At 70.0% G+C, this 15,954-nt stretch carries 26 protein-coding genes; all 26 read right to left on the bottom strand.

The window, feature by feature from the left end:
* Positions 1-588, bottom strand: a 588-nt coding sequence (locus tag E1166_RS23185; protein ID WP_207914441.1) for a hypothetical protein, incomplete at its 3' end; no start/stop codon positions are given.
* Positions 589-660: 72 nt separating this feature from the next.
* On the bottom strand, positions 661-1,203 hold the full coding sequence (locus E1166_RS23190) for a sigma-70 family RNA polymerase sigma factor (protein ID WP_132341971.1): 543 nt from the start codon (positions 1,201-1,203) through the stop codon (positions 661-663).
* Positions 1,200-1,709, bottom strand: coding sequence for a hypothetical protein (locus E1166_RS23195; protein WP_132341973.1), 510 nt, complete (start codon positions 1,707-1,709; stop codon positions 1,200-1,202). The genes E1166_RS23190 and E1166_RS23195 overlap by 4 nt, the downstream gene beginning before the upstream one ends.
* Entirely contained in the window at positions 1,706-1,876 is a 171-nt protein-coding gene (locus E1166_RS31125; protein ID WP_165944412.1) for a hypothetical protein, read from the bottom strand. Before E1166_RS31125 ends, E1166_RS23195 begins: the two co-directional genes overlap by 4 nt.
* 94 nt (positions 1,877-1,970) lie before the next feature.
* On the bottom strand, positions 1,971-2,753 hold the full coding sequence (locus tag E1166_RS23200) for a hypothetical protein (RefSeq protein WP_132341975.1): 783 nt from the start codon (positions 2,751-2,753) through the stop codon (positions 1,971-1,973).
* Positions 2,754-3,007: 254 nt separating this feature from the next.
* Positions 3,008-3,289 carry a hypothetical protein gene (locus E1166_RS23205; RefSeq protein WP_132341977.1) on the bottom strand — a complete coding sequence of 94 codons (282 nt, stop codon included), beginning with the start codon at positions 3,287-3,289 and terminating at the stop codon, positions 3,008-3,010.
* A 77-nt stretch (positions 3,290-3,366) separates the two neighbouring features.
* Positions 3,367-3,714, bottom strand: a complete 348-nt coding sequence (locus tag E1166_RS23210) for a hypothetical protein (RefSeq protein ID WP_132341979.1) — start codon at positions 3,712-3,714, stop codon at positions 3,367-3,369.
* 31 nt (positions 3,715-3,745) lie between these two features.
* Entirely contained in the window at positions 3,746-5,638 is a 1,893-nt protein-coding gene (locus tag E1166_RS23215) for a DNA polymerase (RefSeq protein ID WP_132341981.1), read from the bottom strand.
* A gap of 221 nt (positions 5,639-5,859) precedes the next feature.
* Positions 5,860-6,342: a hypothetical protein gene (locus E1166_RS23220; RefSeq protein ID WP_132341983.1), complete on the bottom strand. Its 483-nt coding sequence runs from the start codon at positions 6,340-6,342 to the stop codon at positions 5,860-5,862.
* Positions 6,342-6,518, bottom strand: coding sequence for a hypothetical protein (locus tag E1166_RS31130; RefSeq protein ID WP_165944413.1), 177 nt, complete (start codon positions 6,516-6,518; stop codon positions 6,342-6,344). The genes E1166_RS23220 and E1166_RS31130 overlap by 1 nt, the downstream gene beginning before the upstream one ends.
* On the bottom strand, positions 6,515-6,682 hold the full coding sequence (locus E1166_RS31135) for a hypothetical protein (protein ID WP_165944414.1): 168 nt from the start codon (positions 6,680-6,682) through the stop codon (positions 6,515-6,517). The genes E1166_RS31130 and E1166_RS31135 overlap by 4 nt, the downstream gene beginning before the upstream one ends.
* Positions 6,683-6,689: 7 nt before the next feature.
* Positions 6,690-9,197: a phage/plasmid primase, P4 family gene (locus E1166_RS23225; RefSeq protein ID WP_132341985.1), complete on the bottom strand. Its 2,508-nt coding sequence runs from the start codon at positions 9,195-9,197 to the stop codon at positions 6,690-6,692.
* A gap of 269 nt (positions 9,198-9,466) precedes the next feature.
* A complete protein-coding gene (locus E1166_RS31140; protein WP_165944415.1) occupies positions 9,467-9,652 on the bottom strand; it encodes a histone-like nucleoid-structuring protein Lsr2 in 186 nt (61 codons plus the stop codon).
* 76 nt (positions 9,653-9,728) lie between these two features.
* A complete protein-coding gene (locus E1166_RS31145; protein ID WP_165944416.1) occupies positions 9,729-10,169 on the bottom strand; it encodes a hypothetical protein in 441 nt (146 codons plus the stop codon).
* Entirely contained in the window at positions 10,166-10,384 is a 219-nt protein-coding gene (locus E1166_RS23235) for a hypothetical protein (RefSeq protein ID WP_132341989.1), read from the bottom strand. Before E1166_RS23235 ends, E1166_RS31145 begins: the two co-directional genes overlap by 4 nt.
* Positions 10,381-10,653 carry a hypothetical protein gene (locus tag E1166_RS23240; protein ID WP_132341991.1) on the bottom strand — a complete coding sequence of 91 codons (273 nt, stop codon included), beginning with the start codon at positions 10,651-10,653 and terminating at the stop codon, positions 10,381-10,383. Before E1166_RS23240 ends, E1166_RS23235 begins: the two co-directional genes overlap by 4 nt.
* Complete coding sequence (locus tag E1166_RS23245) at positions 10,650-10,874, bottom strand: hypothetical protein (protein WP_132341993.1); 225 nt, start codon at positions 10,872-10,874, stop codon at positions 10,650-10,652. The genes E1166_RS23240 and E1166_RS23245 overlap by 4 nt, the downstream gene beginning before the upstream one ends.
* Positions 10,871-11,053 carry a hypothetical protein gene (locus E1166_RS23250; protein ID WP_132341995.1) on the bottom strand — a complete coding sequence of 61 codons (183 nt, stop codon included), beginning with the start codon at positions 11,051-11,053 and terminating at the stop codon, positions 10,871-10,873. The genes E1166_RS23245 and E1166_RS23250 overlap by 4 nt, the downstream gene beginning before the upstream one ends.
* A 147-nt stretch (positions 11,054-11,200) precedes the next feature.
* Positions 11,201-11,905: a hypothetical protein gene (locus E1166_RS23255; protein WP_132341997.1), complete on the bottom strand. Its 705-nt coding sequence runs from the start codon at positions 11,903-11,905 to the stop codon at positions 11,201-11,203.
* A 133-nt stretch (positions 11,906-12,038) separates the two neighbouring features.
* A complete protein-coding gene (locus E1166_RS23260) occupies positions 12,039-12,404 on the bottom strand; it encodes a hypothetical protein (protein ID WP_132341999.1) in 366 nt (121 codons plus the stop codon).
* The gene (locus tag E1166_RS23265) at positions 12,401-13,171 is read right to left on the bottom strand and encodes a hypothetical protein (protein WP_207914443.1); all 771 of its coding nucleotides are present in this window, start codon (positions 13,169-13,171) and stop codon (positions 12,401-12,403) included. Before E1166_RS23265 ends, E1166_RS23260 begins: the two co-directional genes overlap by 4 nt.
* A 288-nt stretch (positions 13,172-13,459) precedes the next feature.
* Positions 13,460-14,071, bottom strand: a complete 612-nt coding sequence (locus E1166_RS23270; RefSeq protein WP_132342003.1) for a hypothetical protein — start codon at positions 14,069-14,071, stop codon at positions 13,460-13,462.
* 220 nt (positions 14,072-14,291) lie between these two features.
* Positions 14,292-15,014, bottom strand: a complete 723-nt coding sequence (locus tag E1166_RS23275) for a hypothetical protein (protein WP_207914445.1) — start codon at positions 15,012-15,014, stop codon at positions 14,292-14,294.
* On the bottom strand, positions 14,930-15,160 hold the full coding sequence (locus E1166_RS23280) for a hypothetical protein (RefSeq protein WP_132342005.1): 231 nt from the start codon (positions 15,158-15,160) through the stop codon (positions 14,930-14,932). Before E1166_RS23280 ends, E1166_RS23275 begins: the two co-directional genes overlap by 85 nt.
* Complete coding sequence (locus tag E1166_RS23285) at positions 15,157-15,663, bottom strand: hypothetical protein (protein WP_132342007.1); 507 nt, start codon at positions 15,661-15,663, stop codon at positions 15,157-15,159. Before E1166_RS23285 ends, E1166_RS23280 begins: the two co-directional genes overlap by 4 nt.
* A 62-nt stretch (positions 15,664-15,725) precedes the next feature.
* Positions 15,726-15,954: hypothetical protein (locus tag E1166_RS23290; protein ID WP_207914447.1), on the bottom strand; the 229-nt coding region annotated here is incomplete at its 5' end.

Consider the following 15,954-nt stretch of genomic DNA (forward strand, 5'->3'; position numbering starts at 1 on the left):
GGCCTGGGCGTTGGCGACGCGGGGGGCCGGGCGCTCGCCCCGGGCGATCTCGGCGCGGCGCTGGCGGCCCTTCTCCATCCGGATTGCCCGCTCAACGTCGGGGTCTACGAACGCCGGGACCGCCCCGACGGCGTCCCGCTGGCGCTGTTCGTGCGCCGCCTGGGTGCTCTCTGCGAGGAGGTCGGCGGCCTCGGCCCGGACCCCCGGGTCGGTCGCCAGCGCGGCGGCGGCCTTCAGGAAGGCCCGGTCGTTGCGCTCCCGCTCGATTTCGATCGCCTCGGCGTGCGCCCGCTTCACGGCGGCGGCGTCCTCGGGGGCGAGGATGAAGGTCTGAGCCGGGGCCACGCTCACGGTCTGACCGGCGCTGGTGGTGAAGACGTACCGGCGAGCGGTGCGCCGCCGAAACCCGCGTCCCTCGGACTCGTTCGCCTCGACAGAGGTCACAGCCAGGGTCTCGACGCCGGTCTTCCGGCTGGTGGGCCAGAAGACCCCGTCGGCCTCTCCGCATTCCATTAGCACCCGGACCGGCTCGCCAGAGGCGACGCGGGCAGCGAGGGCGGCGGCGGTGATCTTTCCGGCGGCGGTCATGTCGTTCTCCTTGGTTCGGCGGGGCGTGTAAACGTAGGCTAGTTGCACTGAACGTTCAGCGCAAGTCCCAACTTACGCCGAGGCACTGACCAGCGAAGACAGCGCCTCGGCCAGCGCCGGACGCAACCTCCGCACCCAGGCGTTCGCCAGCCCGCCCGCGCTCATGCCCAGCTCGCGGGCAACCTCGGTCATCGGCCGGTCGTCGAGGAAGCGTCGCACGACAAACGCCCGCTCCCACTCGGCCAGCCCGGCCAGCACGCGGGCGACCTCGACCCGCAGCGCGACGGCGTCGGCGTGGTCGCCCTGCGGCCGGTCGTCGCGCTCGGCGTCCAGTTCGGACAGCGAACCGGCCCGCAGCGGGTCGCGCTCGATCCCGCGGCGGCCCTCCTCGCCGGTCATCGGCCGACCCACGGCAACGGCCCGGACCGCCCGCCGGGCGACCGTCGTCAGCAACGGGCCCAGCGGGCGGGGGTCGTCGGCGTGGGCCTGGGCGACCTGCCATACGGCTATCCGGGCCTCTTGCTCGGCGTCGTCGCGCAGCGCCGGGGCGACCCGCTCGGCCGCCATGATGCGAATCAGCGGGTCGAGGCGGGTCAGGTGGTCATGCGGGGTCACTTCCACGCCCTTCCGTGGGCGTCGAGCACCTTCCGCGCGGCCTTCTTCAGGTCGGCGACAGTGACCCGCGCGTCGGCCTTCAGGTCTTCGAGCGCGTGCGGTAGGCCGAGGAGCGCGATTCGGCCCCGGTCGTTCTTCGCGGCCTGGCGCTCGAAGTGCGTCACCTGCGCTTCGAGGCCCCGAATAACCTCGCCGTGCGCCTCACACGACAGCGCCCGCTCGGACGCGGCCCGGACCTGCCGGTCAGCGTCGACCTGGACGGCGGCGACCTGATTGCGGAGCCTGTGAATCTCCTCGACAAGGTCGACGACCTCGGCAACCGGAGCGCCCGCGGCGAGAAGCGCGCGCGCCGCCCGACGGGGTCCTTCAGGCAGGGCCGTGACGGTGACGCGCGGGCCGTCGTACCTCGGCGATCGCGGGTCGATGTGCTCGCCGCCGACGTGCGCGGGCTCGCTGGCGCACGCGGTCCGCTCGCAGGGGGCGTCCGCCCCAAACCGGGCCGTCACCGTCGCGTCCCCGGGCGGGCCGGGAGGCCGGTCACGGCGGCGCGCAGGTCGTCGGCGTACTCGGCGTCGAGGTCGTCGCGCTCCTCGTACGGCAGTGCGTCGTACTCGGGGTGCGTCTCCGGAGCGGTCGGGAAGGTGCGAACGGGGTCGGTCTCGAAGAGGTCCATTGTGCGGCCTTTCAGGCGTTGGTGTCGCTTACGAAGGGGGAGTGCGCCAGCGGGGCCCGGGGTGTTCAGAAATCCGGGCCCCACCTTGATCGCGCTAAACGTTCAGTACACCGAGCGCCGATGCCATGGACGCGAGGGCGCGCTTCCGCGTTCGGAGGGCCTTCAGCCTGGACACGCCCAGGTGGTACCCGACCGCGTCATCCGACAGCTCGTCGCCGTGGCTCACGTCGGTGAAGCCGTACTTCAGGCGGCAGACGTCGCGCTCGAAGTCGGTCACGGCCGAGAAGGCGAGGTCGACCAAGACTCGGTCCTCGGCGTCGGCGACACCGCGATCCTCGGCCAGGTCGCCAATGGGCGAGACGTACTCAGCCCCGTGGGCGGCGATTGCTTCGTCAAGCGAGTTGTTCGCGGTGAGGCCCGCCCAGATGGCCCAGAAGGTCTCTTCGGCCATGGCGTACGCGGGGGCGAGCAGCGCGGCGACGACCGGGTCTCCGTCGGCCTGGCGCAGGATGCCGAAGTATCGCGACAACGACCGGGCGGGCACGGCGAAACCCCCGATCGTCTCGGCGAGAGCGCCCATCAAGGCGTTCCGCACGTGCTCCCGCAGGATGCCGGCCAGTCGGCCGCCTGCGTGCTGGGCGGGGTCGAACGCCTGCACCGCTTCGAGGAAGCCGAGGCTCGCGGCCTGCCGTGCGTCGTCGAGCGGGATACGCCCGTTCGCCGTGCGGACCGCCGCCCTGAGCGCGGGCTGATACGCGGCGAAGAGTCGCAGGGTCGCGGCCTCGTCGCCGGTTTGGGCGGCGGCGATCACGCCGGCCTCCTCATCGGCCGGGATCGGTGACGTGCGGACGGTCCAAAGCTGGGTAAAAGCAGACATTGCGGGCCCTCCTAGGGCGTGCGGGAATCGCCGACTGTCAGCCGGCCTGACTCGAACGGGTGTGCGAGGTGCGCTGCGAGGGGAACGCTACTGCGCTAAACGTTCAGTGCAAAGAAACGCGGTGTGATCAGGCCGAACGGGTGCCCCTCCTGACTGGACGGACACCCGGCGTTGGGCCGCTTTCTGGTGAGGGTTAGCGAATGCGCCAAGAGGCCCCGAGGGAAGTCCCCCGGGGCCTCGAAGTGGCAGCTAGGTCAGGCTGAACGGGCGACCGCAGCGCAACCCGCGAAATCCAATACCGGAATCCCAAGTGTTCCGGCCATGGTGTACTCCCACAGTCGGCCGGTTTCCGGCAGTGCTACGACCGCGTCAACGTCGGCGAGTGCGTCAAGATCGCTATTGATTACGGACAGTAGGTCATCGGCCGTGGCGGACACGGGCGAGTGCCCCGGACAGACCACCTCGCAGCCGACGGCCCGCAGGACGTCGAGCGCTGGGCGGATGCGTCGGTTTCGATCGGCCTGGGTGCCGCCCATCGGGGCGAGGAGGTACACCCGCTTACCCCGCAGTCCCGCCCACAGGACTCGGGCCCCCGTCAGCATCGGTCCAGTCGTCATGCGTTGCCCTCCCCGCACCACGGCGTCAGCGCATCGCCGACGTCCCGCCGCACCCGCCGCAGCGTGGCAATCCCGCCAGCGAGCACGTGCGCCGAGCGTACTACCTGTTCACGTAGGTGCAACCGAGCGGAATCAGTCGCGACGTCCGCCGTGGGGTCACTGCGAGTGTTTTTCATCCGTTCGGTCGTGTCCTCTCTCGGCCGTGCGACGGGCGCGGCGGTCCATTGCGCGTCGATCGCCGCCGGAAGGAGCGCTTCCAAGGCGTCCAATTCGTCACGTATCCGAGACATCAGGTCACCGATGCGAGTCACGTCGCGATCATGGTCAAGATCGGAAATGTTCACTGTGGTTGCCCTACTTCCGTCGATTCCTAGATCAATTCGCATGGGCGACGCCCCACTTCTGAGGGTGCGATTCACGAATCACGCAGCTCCCGTTCGTCACCTGACAGCCGTACCCGTGCCCCCAGCTCGCGCCGTAGACGTCCGGGTCGGACTCGATCCGCACGCCGTAGAAAGTCGACTCCATCGCTCGGCCGATCTCCCGAATGACCTCCTCGGCGTCACCCGTCGGGGCCTGGGCGATCAGTTCGTCATGCACAGGCAGTAACAGGTGATCGCCGAGGCCGGCGGCGAAGATATCGACGATGGCCTGTGCGAGGAGGTCTCGCGCCGTCGACTGGACGACGTAGTTCGTCGCCGCGTAGAGCCGGTCGCGGTCGAGCGGCAGGTGACGACCGGACGGCGTCACGACCTCCCGCCGGCCGAACTCGGCGCGCTCCATCAAGCGGCGTGAGTACCGCTTGATCTCGGGGTACACCCGGTCGTATGCCGCGATCGCGCGCTTCACCGCTTCGAGGTCCGCGCCGGTCTGCCGCGCCAGGGTTACCGCCCCGCCGCCATAGACCTTTCCGAAGCCGACGCCCTTGTACAGCTTCCGGTGATACTTCGTGAAGGCGTCACCTTCGATCAGGCGGGCGGTAAACCCGTGCAGGTCTTCGCCGGCTGCGATCGCGTCTTTCATCTTCGGCACGTCTGCCAGTGCGGCGAGTACCCGCATCTCTACCGCCTGGTAGTCCGCCGCGATGATCGTCTGACCCGGGTCCGCCACGAACGCCCGCCGGACCCGCCAGTCGGACGACGGGAGTTGCTGAAGCGGCGGCCGGCTGATCGACATGCGGGCGGTCCGGGCCTGAAGCGCGCCGATCGAGGGGTGAAGGCGGTCGTCGGCGTCCTTCAGCATCAGGAAGGCGTCGGCGTACGCGGTCGCCCACTTCTCGGCCCGCTTCGAGCGAAGGACCGCGTCGGCGAGCGGGTTCGGCGTCCGTACGTCGAGGCGTTCCCACCCGAGCGAAAGATCCGCCAGCGGCAACAACACTCCCTTGTCGACCTTCGTCGCGCCGGACGCCGTCCGCTCGGTCAGCGTCTCGCCCATCGCTTCGAGCGCCGCCGCGACCTGGGCGGTCGAGTTGACGTTTTCGACGCCGTACCGGCGAGCGGTCCGGCGGAACGCCTCGGCCTCGGTCATCAGGTCCGACCGCAACGCCTCGACGTACGGCACGTCGAGCCGGAAGCCGCGCCGCTGAAGAATCGCTAGCAAGACCTGTAGGTGGTGCTCGAACTTGCTCAGGTGGTCGAGGCCGATCTCTCGCACCATCGGCCCCAGCTCGGAGAAGAGGCGGTGCGTCAGGATGACGTCGAGGCCGGCGTAGCGGACATAGGTCTCGTTGTCGATCGGGATACCGGCCCAGCCGGTCGCCTTCGTGAGGCCCAGCCGGCGGAACTCCGCAGTTAAGCCCTCCTGGGTGTCCGGGGCGTCGGGGTCGACGTAGACGGCCGACAACGGCTTCAGCGATAGGCCGATCCCGCCTTCCTGCGGGGCCCGCGGGTCGAGGAGGTGCCCGAGGACGCGCGTGTCGTACGTCCGAGGGCCAAGGTCTTCGAGGCGCACGCCGAGGTGCCGGTCAACCGTGAGGAGGTCGAACGGCGCGTTGTGCATCACGAACGGGCGCGGTTGGCGCAGGGCGGCGGCGGCCTCCTCGGCGAAGAGGTCGGTCCGCAGGACCCAGGCTTCCCGGGCGTTGCCGAACTGGGCCAGCCGCAGCCGGTGACCGGGCGTGTAAACGTCTAGGCCCGTGCCCTCCGTGTCGAACGCGATGACCTTGTCACCCCCGGCCAGGAAGGCCCGGAAGCCGTCGATGTCTGCCCGGCGCTCGGGGAAGTGGATACCGACCGTCGAGCCGGCAACCGTGTGCGTCAGGGTCCGCATGGGGGGGGACTCCCATCAGGTACGGCGGAAGGGCCGCCCTCCGTCACGGGAGAGCGGCCCTTCAGCGGGTCGGGGTCGGTCAGTCGGGGTCGACGGTCCGGCTCGGGGCGTTCGGCTCGGCCGGGTCGCCGTGAACGTCGTACTTGTCGCAATCGAGGTACCAACACGACACGTCGTGAACGTGGTCCGTTGGCGGCCCGATCGGCTCGGTCTCCCAGCGGTCAGCCACCGCACCCACCCCCACAGCACCCGGCCCCGTCGGGCTTCGGCTCGGCCGGGTCGACGTCGGGGGCGTCGAGATAGGCCCAGACGGCGGCGTCGGGATCGGCGGGCCGCGCGTCGATCAGCGGGGCCCCGGTCAGGGTCGCCAGATCGCGGGCGAGCGCTTCGGCCGGGTCGGGGATGACCCGCACCGTCTCGCCCCGGCCGTTCCGCACGCGGTAGCCGGTCCGGGCCGCCGCGACCTCCTCGCGCGACCGGCACAGCCGCGACGATCCGCACGGGACGACGCCGCTCGGGGTCTGGACGCAGACCGGGGCGGGCGGCCGGACCTCGTCGAGACCCCCCGTGAAGTCGGCCGACTCCCACATGCCCGGAAGCTCAAGCTCGGGCGGGTACGGCCCCGGGTCGCCGCAGACGTTCGCCGCGAAGAGCGGGCACGCGCCGCAACCGCCGGTCACGCCGCAGTCGTCGCCGGGGGTCATCAGTCCTCACCCCAGACCAGCGCGAGGCCGACGCCGTCCCACACCAGGCCCCAACCGGGCACCCGGCGCACGGTCAAGAGGTCGCGGACCCGTACGCGGGAGCGCTGACCGTTGGTGATCTGCCACCCGCCGAGGCGGATGCGGCCCCCGCACATGCGGACGATTCGCAGCTTCATGCCGCCTCCTCGATCGAGAGGAGGGGCGTACCCGGCCGGGTGTGTGCGTCGGCGAGCGTCGTCGCGACGAAGGCGAAGGCGTCGGCCTCCTCCTCGGTCAGGTAGACAGTCGTCTCGGCGACGTCATCGCCCGAGACGTCGATTCGGTACGGCTTGCGGTCCATGGCGCTCCTAGAAGATGTCGTCGAGGCTGGGCCCGGCGGTCGGGGTGTCACTAGGGGAGTGGGCCAGCGGGCTCGGAGCTGTTCGCTCTTCGGCCGAGGAATCTTCGGCCATCTGGTCTGTCGGCCGGGCGAGCCGAATCCCCTCGAAGATCACGCCAACGTTCGCCCGCTTCTTCGTCGCGTTCCGTTCTTCGAGCGCCCCGAAAAACGCCCGCCGGGTCCATCGCTCCTTCGGCGGAAGTGCCTCGTCCTCGCACCACTGGCGGTAGGAGTCCCACGCGACCCGGGCCGTGATCTTCGCGCCCTCTTCGAGCACGAAGACCCCCGGGATCAGGCCCGCCAGGGCGTCGGACGTCTGGCGGTACTCCTTCGTTGCGTCGCGGATCGCAGCCGGGTCGCCCAGACCGTCGCGGTACCACTCGACCGCGCCGCGGACCGCCCAGGCGAGGATGCCGGGGGCCTCGGCAAGTAGCTTTTCGCCGAGCTTGTGATCACGCTCGGCGGGAGTGAAATACCGCTCCCATGGGATCAGCTTCACGCGCCGCCATAGGCCCTCGTCCTGCCCGCGGAATTGCGGTTTGAAGTTGGTCGCGAGCTGCAAGAGGAACGTCGGGCGGAACTCGAAGAACTCCTTCCGCATGAACCGGGCGCTGATGCTGTCCCGGCCTGTGACCCGCTTCAGGATCGATTCGGCCATCGGGCGGCCCTGCTCGCCCTCGGCGGCGAAGACCAACCTCGCACCCTTCAGCGCGGCGAGGTCGTTCGGAATACCGCCGCTTGACTTCTCCTCGAAGGTCGCGAACGGAGTCGTTACGGTCAGCTCGCGGAAGACCTCGGTCAGCGTGTCTGTGTAAACGCTCTTACCGTTCGCGCCCTTCCCCCAGTGAACGACGAAGCATTGTTCGCCCGTTTCGCCCGTGATGCCGTACCCCACCAGCCGCCGAAGGAAGTCCGGCAGGCCAGCGTGTCGGGCGTGCGGGAAGACCTCGCGAAGGAACGCCTCCCACCTAGGCGCGGTCGCCTCGGGGTCGTAATCGAGGTCGACCATCCGGGTCAGCAACAACTCGGGATCGTGCGGCCCGAGCCGGCCCGTCCGCAGGTCGATCACGCCGTTCCGCGCGGCGAGGAGGTGATGATGCCGGTCGAACGCCTCGAAGTCGACGGCCACGCCACGGAGGGCCTTCAGCTCGCGGACCATCGCGTCGATACCCTTCGACGAATTCGCGGCCTTCGCGAACGACTTCAGCTTCCCGACCCGCGCCCCTAGCTCCTTCGCCTCCTCCTTCTCGCCGGCCCGCGCGACCTCCTTCAGCGCCTCGGCCAGATCGGCCGCCTCGGCCCAGATCGACGCCGCGACGTCCTGGGCTGCGGTCCGGACCTCGTCGAGCTTGTCGGCACGCCACACGCCCGCGCGAAGGATGAAGAAACCCGCCTCGGGGGAGTAGCGGACGCCGCTCCCGTGCTCCTCGAAGTGGTCCCGCAACCGGCGGGCGCTGGCGACCTCGGTCAGGTCGGCGTCGGTCCATGCGTCGAGGCGGGTCTTCAGCCCGCCCGGGTCCTGACTGGACACGACCGCCCGGATGAAGTCCGTCGAGAAGGTCTCGACGTTGCGTGCCCGCCAGTCGGTCAGGTCGTCGCCGTCGACCGGCGGCCGGACGGACCGGGCCGAGAGGCCCCGCTTCGCCAGCTCGGCCGCGAGGGTCCGCGCGAAGCGGTCGCCGGACGGGTCCGCGTCCCCGCACACCACGACCGGCCGTCCGTCGGCCATCGACGCGACCTCGTCCGCGACGGACGCCGCCAGGCCAGCGCCGCGCACGAAGGCGGTGTCGTACCCGGTCGCGCACGCGGTCAGGCCGTCGCCGGGGCCCTCGGTCACGACCAGCTCGGACCACCCGGCCTCGCCGGGCAGGTATCCGACGCGGGCCCAAGACTCGCCCTGCGGGGACTTCGCGCCGAGCCACCGGACCTTCGCCGTCGCGTTGAGCGCGCGGGCCTGGTAACCGCGGGGAACGCCGTCGCGGTCGCGGAAGGGGACGACCAGGCGCGGGCCGCCGGGCAGGCCCCGGAGAAGGGTCCCGTCGTCGTCGTACACGGCGCGTTCGGCGTACCCGAGGCCCAGACGAAGAGCGTCGTCGGTGGACAACCCGAAGCGTTCGGCCGCATATGCCATCGCGCGCTGGCCGTCGTCGTCCGGGCACGCGAAAGCAACCGCCCACCCGTCGAGCTGCGCCGCCAGTGCGGCCACCGCCGCCGGACTGGCCGGCGTCGAAGTCGATCGGGCGCGGGTCGGGGCCTCGCCCTCGGCGACCGTCGGCAGGTCGGCGAAGGTGAGGTCAAGGGCCTTCAGGACGTCGGCCGTCGCGCAGCCGGCCCGGCACTTCAGCAGTACCGCGCCAGAGTCGCCGACGGCGATCCGCAGCGACGGGCGGGAATCGTTGTGTGCCGGGCAGTTGGCGAGCCAGCCGTCCGCGTCGTCGGCCGCGCCGAGGCGGGAGAGAAAGTCGGTCAGGGTCACGGGCGGAGTCCTTCCGTCGGGGCGGGCGTCGTGTCGGGGGCGGGCTCGGGGCGCTCGCGGATCAGGGCCCGCGTGCCGCCGTTCGTGCGGCGGGTCGTCAGGCCCTCGGACCGCTTGTGCTCGAAGCGCGGGTCTCGGCGGAACCGGCGCAGGCCGGCGTGAGGTCTCATGCAGGGGGAGTGGGCCAGCGGTCGGCAACCTGTTCAGGCAGCCCGGAAACGCAAAAAGCCCCCGGCGACGGGGCCGGGGGCTTTTTGCGGGGGCGTCGGTCAGGCGGCCGGGCGGCCGGTGGCGGTCTCGAAGGCGGACCTCAGCGCGGTCGAGATCCGGCCACGCTGGCCGACCTCGTGACCGTTCGCGGCGGCCCAGGTGCGGACCTCCTTCGCGGTCGCGGGCGAGGTCGCCTCGGTGACCTCGGTCAGGGTCGGCTCGGTCGGGGTGTAGGTCTCGGTCACGGTGACTCCTCGGAAGGTCGGAACGTGCCCGGGTTGGGCGGTCAAAGGGTTAGTGGGCCAGCGGAACGCGGGGTGTTCAGTCCTTCTCGGTGCCGGTCGGGAACGGCTGCGCCAGCTCGGCCCGGACGGCGTCCATGTGCGTGGCGAACGTCTCGGGCGCGTGCTCGGCGAGGAGGGCTTCCGCCCGCCGCAGCCGAACGTAGACGCGGGCCCAGGTGGCGAAGGTCTGGACGGCGTACGACTCGCCGACGCTGCGGCGGACGCGCTTGACGAAGGCGACGCCGTACATCTCTCGCGCGTGTAAACGCTGTTTCTCTGCGCCGTCGAGACCGAGGCGGATCGCCTCTTCCCAGGACCGATATGACTTGTTCTGCGCGACCCAGGGGGACAGGCCGTGCAGGTCGCCGGTGTCGCGGAAACCCTCCTGTGCCGGGCGGTACGCGGGGACGCCGAAGCTGCGCAGGGCGCGCACGCACAGGGTTTCGTACGCGGTGCCTTTGCGCTTCGCGGCGCTCACCCCTCGATCTCCGTCCCCGGGACGGCGTCCCATACCGGCTGGCAGACCTCGACGCGGACGACACCGCCGCGCGGCGCGCGGGGCCGCTGCCCCATGGCCGCGCCCTTCGTGGCGTACGGGCCGTGCGATCGAACGCAGACGCCTCGGGCGTCGTACACAGCAGCCCGATACATCGGGTCGCCGGGGCCGACGTAGTTGCGGACTCGGTGACTCACGGCCTCGGCTCCTCACTCAGGTAGTGGAACGCCCGCGACGCGCCCCGCATCTTCGCGAGGTTGCGACGGAGCACGGCCCGGACCTCGCAGAACCGCTCCCCGCGCTGGGCGAGCGGCGTCACGAAAACGACCGTCACGCGAAGGCCCTCGACGGTGCGCGGCGAATCCTCGACCGTCAGGGCGACCCGGTCTGCGGCGACGTGTCCGCGCCAGTGCTCGGCGTCGTCCTCGTTGAGTGCAATCAGGACCGCGTAGCGGTGAGCGGTCACGACTCCTCACCCCGCAGGTACGCCGCGACCTGGCGCAGCTCTTCGGCCAGCGCGTCGGCGACGGCCGGGTCTGTGATGGACAGGACGCCGGACCGGGTTTGCGGGTGGAAATGCAGCGACGCTGCACGGACCTCCCGGCCCGGTCGGTGGCCGAGAAGGGTCGAGACGTCGCCTGCGTTGATCTCGCCGGTCAGGGCACGGGTCGTCTGTCGGATGGTCATTCGGTCACCTCGACCCAGGTCGGCTCGGTGCGGAAGACACGAGCGCCAGGGATGCGCCTCGCGTAGTCGCGCGCCCCGCGCTCACTCGTGTAGGTCCGGCTAGGGGACGGGATGTAGTAGTCGTCCCGTCGCGGAACTGCCACCCGCCACACGACCGGCGGAAGGTAAGGCTCGGACATGATTCCTCCCAGAAACGAAGAGGGCCCCGAGGCCGGCGGAGACTCAGTCACGCCGGCCCCGAGGCCATTCGGCTAGCTACGGTCCGTCAGGTCCAGTCGTAATCACGCACGGATTCCCCCTTCCCCGCACTGATCGTTCAGTGTTCGTCAGTACGGCGATTCGTCGTCCTCGGCCCGCGGGGCGGGGCCGATCACGTCGATGACGGGCTTCATGAACTGGCGCGTTGCGCCGGCCTTCGTCTCGTACTTGACCTCTTCGAGGATCAGCCAGGCGTACGCCGGGCCGTCGATCTCGCCGAGAGCCTTCTCGGTCGTGACGATGTCCTTCACCAGCGACCATGAACCGGAGTTGAATTTGAACCGGCCCAGGTCCGGCAGGTCGGCCAGCCGGAAAAAGACCGTGATCGAAGGCTGGCAGCCCTTGCCGGACTTGGCCGCGTCCTTCCGATCCTGGTAGCCCGGCGGGCACTCGCACGGCTTGCCCTGGTCGCCGTCAAGGGTCTGTTCGACGCCGTCGCACTTCCGGATCGCGCCGGAGCGTCCCCACAACACCATTTCCTGACGGATCGCCTTCGGACCGTCGAGGATGATCTTCACCTTCGGGGAGGTCGTGAAGACTTCGAGGTTGTCTTCTCCCGAGGTCTGCCATGCCTGCGGCTCGTCCCCGCCGAGAAGGCTGCGGACCGCGTCGGCGACGGCCGGGTCTCCGGTCGTGACTCGCCACTCCTGAAGGGAGATCGGGCGGTTGTTGACCTGAGTGCCGGACCTGAACCGGCCAACCAGGTCGCGGGCGAAGGGCTGACGCGGCTTCGGTGCCGCCTCGGGGTCGGTCTCCCAGATGCGCAGGCCCATGTACGGGCCTCCTTTCGAGGGTCAGCGCGGGCACCCCGCTAAGCCGGGTCGTTTGAGCTGGGCGGCGTTCAAGGCCCAGGCCCCGCGCTGCGGGTAGGTCAAAAGGTGAGTGGGCCAGCGAGGGCCCGACTGTTCAGGCGAGCGGCAGACCCGGCGGGCGGGAGATCGGGACCGGGGTCTTCGCCGTCTTCGGCGCGTGGCCGAGGATCGCGGCGATACGGCCCGAGCGGCGTGCGCCCATGTGCGGCAGGATCGCGCGCATGACTGCCTCAGCTTTCGGGCCCTGCACTTCGGCGTGCCACATTGCCTGATGCGGCGCGGCCTTCAGCGTCAGCCGGACGGGGCAACCGAAGAGGGTCGCGGCGCGGCCGATCACGTCGCGGTCGACCATGGCGACGCGGACCCGCGGGTACCGGCCGCGCTGAAGGTCGAAAGCCCCTTCGCCTTCGAGGAGGCCCGCGAGCCAGATCACGTCATCGCGGGTGGCGGACTCGATCACCTCGCCACCGCCCGCCGAGGCGCAGCGGTGCGCCGGGCCGGCATCGACCCGGGGGCCTTGTTGATCGGGGCACCGACGACGGTCTCTTTCACGGCGCGGTCCCAGTCGAAGACCTGCCGCAGGATCTTGAAATACTCGAAGGTCTCTTCGTCAGCCTTCACGGGGTAGAAACCCCACCCCTCAGGCCGGACGTGCAGCACGCCGCCGCCGGTCGAGGGCGGCTGCGGGACGCGCGTCCCGTCGGGGCGAATGATGTAGTCCGCGAAGCGGTACGCCGCGAGCTGAAGCGCGACCTCGGGGTGTACGCCAGACCGGGTGGTCTTCCAGTCGAGGAAGACCCGCTCGCCGCCGACGATCGCGTAGGCGTCGAACGACCCGGCGTAGTCGTGGGCCTCGCTCCACACGGTCTCTTCGAGAAAGACGAACTCGGGGGCGAACTCGCGGACGAACGCCTCGAAGTGGTCGACGTACTGCCGGTACTCGGGGTGAATGCGGCCGACAGGCTCACCCTTCGCGATTTTCTCGAACAGGTCGTGTACGGCCGAGCCGGTCTCGGCGGCCGAAGCGGTGTCGCGGCGGGGCGACCCCTTCAGGTAGTCGATGACGCCCTGGCGGTCGCCGCGCAGCCGCAGGCCGACCAGCTCGCCGAGGTTGTCGGTCGCGTACTCGGCGACGACCTTCGCGGCCCAGTGCTGCAAGAACGGCTTCGGGAGCATCCCGAGGACGCTGGTCACCCCGGGGGCCTTCTCGCCGGTATCGGGGTTCACGTAGAAACGTGACCCTCCCCGGCTAATCGTGTTGATTTTGGGCGTAGTCATGCGCTCGGCCTCCTATGCCAGCAATGCGGACATAGGGTTAGTGGGCCAACGCGGGGTTACCTGTTCAGCGCCCTAAAACGCGGAAACGCCCGCCGGCTGGGGAGGAGGCCGGGCGGGCGTGGCGGCGGGGCCGCCTATGGGGTGTAGAAGTGACCCCAGTAGCTACACTCTCTTATTTCTCTCTCTAGAGAGGAGGAGTCGTCTTATAGCAGTAATAGGGAAGTGTAGAAACTGGGGTCACTTCGTCACTCCGGCGTCGCTCGCCGCCGCCGCGAGCCGGCTCAGCTCGGCGACTCGGTCCGTCAGCCGCGTTAGCACGGCGCGAGCCTGCGCCACCGCCGCGCCGTCGAGCGCCGCGAGGTCATCAGGGGCGATGCGCCGCAGCACGGCTAGCGCACCGGCTAGGGACCGGACGGCGTCCGGTGTGCCCTCGGTGGTGTCGAGGGTGGCAAGCATGGCGCTCTGAACTTTGCGCCGGTCGCGGACTCGCGCGGTCACGTCCTCGGTGCGAAGGCCCAAGTCCTCAATTTCTTCAGGCGTTAGCCGCTCGCGCATGAGCACGGACACGTGATAACCGATCGCGGTCTGTATCGGCTTGGCTTCCTCGCGACGGTAGCCGGCTTCGCTATACCGCTCACGTATAAACGCTCGGTATGCCGGGGTGCGACCGGCCCAGTCCGGATCGCCCTTCTCATTCGCGCGGAAATGCTCCCGTAGATCGAGAATCAGCCCCGCGGCCTCGCGGTATAGCCGCGTGCGGCGCTCGCGGTCGCCGCGATCGTCGCCTAAACGGCGGATGGCGCGCAGGCTCTTAGTGAGCGCGTCGCCCAAGTCGTCCTTGGTGGTCATGTCAGCACCCCTGCTGTTGAAAGTGAGCGTAGCCTAGCCTACGCGGGCCGCACTGAACGTTCGGCACTGCTCGACTGTCGCAAATCTGGCGCAGGGGCCCCGCGCGTCCGGGTCGCACCCCCGAAACGCCGAAAGGCCCCGGCCGTCCGGTCAGCGTATGCCGACCAGCGACCGGGGCCTAGGACGTTGCGAATGGTGCGTGACGTGGGTTACAGACGAGTTATAGAGCTGACGCCAGGGTGTCAACCTTGTTCAGCAGAGAGTGAAGGTCGGCGTCGTTGATGATGGCGTGTGTGGTCGGCCAGCCCGCGAGGGCCGTTTCCGAGATGTGTCGGTCGGACTCGTCCTGACCAGGGCGAACGACGCGGACCAACGTACCGCCGGCCGCGCGGACCGCCTCGGCTTCGTTCGGGAAGCGGACGTCCGTGATTACGCAGGGTCGAACATCGGCCTTGACGCTGTCCATCACGACACGAACCCAGAAGTCCGGGTCGATCTCACGGATGCCGATCCCGAACTGCTGAAGGGTCCGGCGGACCTCGCGGGTCTCCTTCGCGGCTTCCCATCCAACCTCGCCGACCACCTCGGACAGACGGCGGGAGCCGTTGACCGTGTCGATCGGAATCACGATCGGGTCGGCGACCAAGGCGGCCCGCCGCAGGGCGTCGGCGAAGGCGTAGCGCTGGAAGCCGTGCCGCTCGACCAGCCGGGCGGCGACCGTGTCCTTCCCGGCGCGAGCGCGACCGATCATGCCGAGGAGGGGCGGGCGGGGCGCGGTGCGGATCGGTCGCCATCCTTCGCGGGCAAGAAAGAGAGCATCGATCAGGTCGGCGACTGCGGCTCCGTCATAGGTTGCGGTCATCCGGCCTGCCCCCATCCCAGAATCGGCCCGCGCTTTCGAACGACGGGCGTCGCCTTCAGGGGGTCGCGGATCTCCCACCACGCGCCGGGCAGCTTGTATCGGTCCTCGGATTCGACGGTCTCGCGGACGACGCGGATCGCGTCTTCCGCATCGCGGGCGTACACGACCGCCGCTTCGAAGTTGTCGTAGTCGGCGGGGTGGACGGTTTCGACGAGGAAGAGCCTCACGGCCGCCCCCCGTCGAACGGCTCGCCGCCGGCCTGAAGGACCGGACGCACGCGCCCTTCGAGGTACATGCGCGTGACCCACTCGTCCGTCTTCGGCGGGCGCTGGGCGTCGGTCGGCCACGACTCCCGGCCGCGGACGTAGGTGTACGTACCGGCGGGGTTCGGCCGGGGTCCATGGCCGAAGGTCACCACGATCACGTCACCCGGTCGCCAGGTCGGCGCGAACTTCGTCAGGGCGTGCGAGCTGACGACGAAGTCGGGCTTCCCGCTCTCGGGGCGGACCTGAAACAGGTCAGCGGAGTGGTACGTGTCGACGATCTTCACGACCCCGCCGCCGAGGTCGTCGCGCAGCCGGGCGCGGTCGTCCTTCTTGAACCGGCCCGGGACCTCCGGGGCGTCGGCGGACAGCCGGGCGCGGACGGCGGTCGGGTCTCGGACGGGTTCGGGGCGTTCGGGGTCGAGGTCCCACGGCGAGCCGTAGACGTCGTGATAGGTGAGCGCCACTGCGGCCTCCCTGTGTCGGTGATTCGGACACAAGGGGAGTGGGCCAGCCGGCGGGGAGGTGTTCAGTCCTTCTGTTCGCGCTTTCGGCCGCCGACGCCGGGCCGGGGCCGCTCGGCGTGCCACGCCCGGACGCGGGCGGGACGCCACATGTGCGTACGGCCGACAGTCTGGTCAGGGGCGGGCATCTGGCCGCGCCGCCAATAGTGGCTCACGGTCGAGGGGCGCACGCCCAGGAACGCCGCGACGTCGCCTGTCGTCCACCAATCAGAGTCGCCCATGCCGCCATTATCC

This window comes from Micromonospora sp. KC213 (assembly GCF_004348325.1).
Lineage (GTDB): Bacteria > Actinomycetota > Actinomycetes > Mycobacteriales > Micromonosporaceae > Micromonospora.

What these genes read in the sequence shown, in the direction of transcription:
- E1166_RS23245 (WP_132341993.1), bottom strand. Translation starts at nt 10,874, where the DNA reads ATGACCATCCGACAGACGACCCGTGCCCTGACCGGCGAGATCAACGCA.
- E1166_RS23215 (WP_132341981.1), bottom strand. Translation starts at nt 5,638, where the DNA reads ATGCGGACCCTGACGCACACGGTTGCCGGCTCGACGGTCGGTATCCAC.
- E1166_RS23250 (WP_132341995.1), bottom strand. Translation starts at nt 11,053, where the DNA reads ATGTCCGAGCCTTACCTTCCGCCGGTCGTGTGGCGGGTGGCAGTTCCG.
- E1166_RS31135 (WP_165944414.1), bottom strand. Translation starts at nt 6,682, where the DNA reads ATGGACCGCAAGCCGTACCGAATCGACGTCTCGGGCGATGACGTCGCC.
- E1166_RS23220 (WP_132341983.1), bottom strand. Translation starts at nt 6,342, where the DNA reads ATGACCCCCGGCGACGACTGCGGCGTGACCGGCGGTTGCGGCGCGTGC.
- E1166_RS31125 (WP_165944412.1), bottom strand. Translation starts at nt 1,876, where the DNA reads ATGGACCTCTTCGAGACCGACCCCGTTCGCACCTTCCCGACCGCTCCG.
- E1166_RS31130 (WP_165944413.1), bottom strand. Translation starts at nt 6,518, where the DNA reads ATGAAGCTGCGAATCGTCCGCATGTGCGGGGGCCGCATCCGCCTCGGC.
- E1166_RS23200 (WP_132341975.1), bottom strand. Translation starts at nt 2,753, where the DNA reads ATGTCTGCTTTTACCCAGCTTTGGACCGTCCGCACGTCACCGATCCCG.
- E1166_RS23270 (WP_132342003.1), bottom strand. Translation starts at nt 14,071, where the DNA reads ATGACCACCAAGGACGACTTGGGCGACGCGCTCACTAAGAGCCTGCGC.
- E1166_RS23205 (WP_132341977.1), bottom strand. Translation starts at nt 3,289, where the DNA reads ATGGGCGGCACCCAGGCCGATCGAAACCGACGCATCCGCCCAGCGCTC.
- E1166_RS23255 (WP_132341997.1), bottom strand. Translation starts at nt 11,905, where the DNA reads ATGGGCCTGCGCATCTGGGAGACCGACCCCGAGGCGGCACCGAAGCCG.